Genomic DNA, 1,668 nt, shown 5'->3' with positions numbered 1-1,668 from the left:
TGGCCCAGAGTGTGTAAAAACGCTCATGACCTCATCGCTTTCGATCATCGACGTTCGTTGACTGAGCGATTGTGCAGTCGATGCCGCGGATCGCATTAGTCGCGACCTGGAACACGCCAACGCTGTTTTTACAGCTATTGGGACGGGCCAAAATCAGCCTTTTTCAGGCTGTCAGCGCTTTCATCAATCCGTTGGCACCGATGATTTTCATGACCCGTTTCATGTTGTAGGCGAGCACATTCAAGCTCATCTCCGCACTCACCCCGGCCAGCTTTCGCGTCAGGAAGTGCGTCGCGCCCATCCATTGTTTGAGCGTCCCGAAGGGATGCTCAACAGTCCGTTTCCGGACTCGCATCATCTCCGGTGCTTTGCTCAGCCGAAGCTGCATCTCCTCCAATACGGCTTCATGCTCCCAGCGTCGAACCCGGCGTTCCGTGCTCGGTGTGCACTGCAATTTCAACGCGCAGCCCTGGCATTTCGAACTCCAGTAGCGGTGCAACTTCAGGCCCTTTTCAACGTTGGAATAGCGCCAGATCAGCGCCTCGCCAGCCGGGCAAATGTATTGGTTTTTTGCCGCGTCATAGATGAACGCATCGTTATTGAAACGCCCGTCAGCCTTGGCTCCAGAGGTCATCGGCTTGGGCACATAGGCGGTGATGTCTGCATCGTGACAAGCCAGGATTTGTTCGCTTTTGAAGTAACCTCGGTCAGCCACTACCGACAACGTATCTGACGCCATCGCCTCGCGGGCTTGCCTGGCCATCGAGCTGAGTTGATCGCGGTCGGAACCGACGTTGGTCACCTCATGCGCAACGATCAAATGGTGCTGGGTATCGACCGCTGTTTGCACGTTGTAGCCGACGATTCCCGTGCCGCGTGTCATCATGGAGCGGGCGTCTGGGTCGGTCAGTGAGACCTGTTTATCCGACGATTCATTGAGCTGGATTTCGATCGCTTGAAGCTCTTTCATTTGAGTTTTGAGCTTGGCGATTTTCTCTTCCAGCCGCACAGCCTTGGGCTCAGAGGAGTTTGGTTCTTGCCGATCGGTAGTATCGAGTGCCGTCAGGTAACGGCTGATGCTCGATTCAATTTCTTCCATGCGCCGTTTAAGTTTGGCGCTGGTGAAATTGCGGTCACGGTTGTTGACGGCCTTGAATTTGCTGCCGTCGATGGCGACCAGATTTTCTCCGAACAGCCCTAACTGCTGACACAGCACAACGAACTGACGGCAGACGCCTCGGATAGCCTTGCTGTTGTCTTTTCGGAAGTTGGCGATGGTCTTGAAATCAGGCAGCAAACGTCCAGTCAGCCACATCAGCTCGACGTTGCGTTGGGCTTCCCGTTCCAGTCGTCGGCTCGACTGAATACGGTTGAGATAGCCGTAGATGTAGATCTTCAGCAGGATTGCGGGGTGGTAAGCCGGCCGGCCTGTGTCAGCTGGAATAGCGCAGTCAAAACCCAAGACGATCAGGTCGAGTTCATCGACGAAGACATCGACTACGCGCACCGGGTTGGTATCGCTGACGTAGTCGTCGAGGCTCTCGGGAAGTAAGGTGCCTTGGCCTCGATGTTCACCTTGGATAAAGCGCTTCATGGGCGATCCCTGCGATGAAATCCTCAGAAATCATAGCAAGGGTTCGCGAATGCGTTTTTACACACTCTGGGCCG

The 1,668-nt window shown here is 54.9% G+C and carries 1 protein-coding gene; it reads right to left on the bottom strand.

Annotation, left to right across the window (positions count from 1 at the left end; all coding sequences use genetic code 11):
• Positions 1-163 precede the first annotated feature (163 nt).
• Positions 164-1,594, bottom strand: a complete 1,431-nt coding sequence (locus tag KGB06_RS00015; protein WP_223511102.1) for an IS1182 family transposase — start codon at positions 1,592-1,594, stop codon at positions 164-166.
• Between the last annotated feature and the right edge of the window lie 74 nt (positions 1,595-1,668).

Source organism: Pseudomonas sp. GL-B-19 (assembly GCF_019956415.1).
In the GTDB taxonomy this organism is placed as follows: domain Bacteria; phylum Pseudomonadota; class Gammaproteobacteria; order Pseudomonadales; family Pseudomonadaceae; genus Aquipseudomonas.
Note: the sequence above shows the minus strand (reverse complement) of the source record. Positions and strands in the feature narration are given on the sequence as shown.

What these genes read in the sequence shown, in the direction of transcription:
- KGB06_RS00015 (WP_223511102.1), bottom strand. Translation starts at nt 1,594, where the DNA reads ATGAAGCGCTTTATCCAAGGTGAACATCGAGGCCAAGGCACCTTACTT.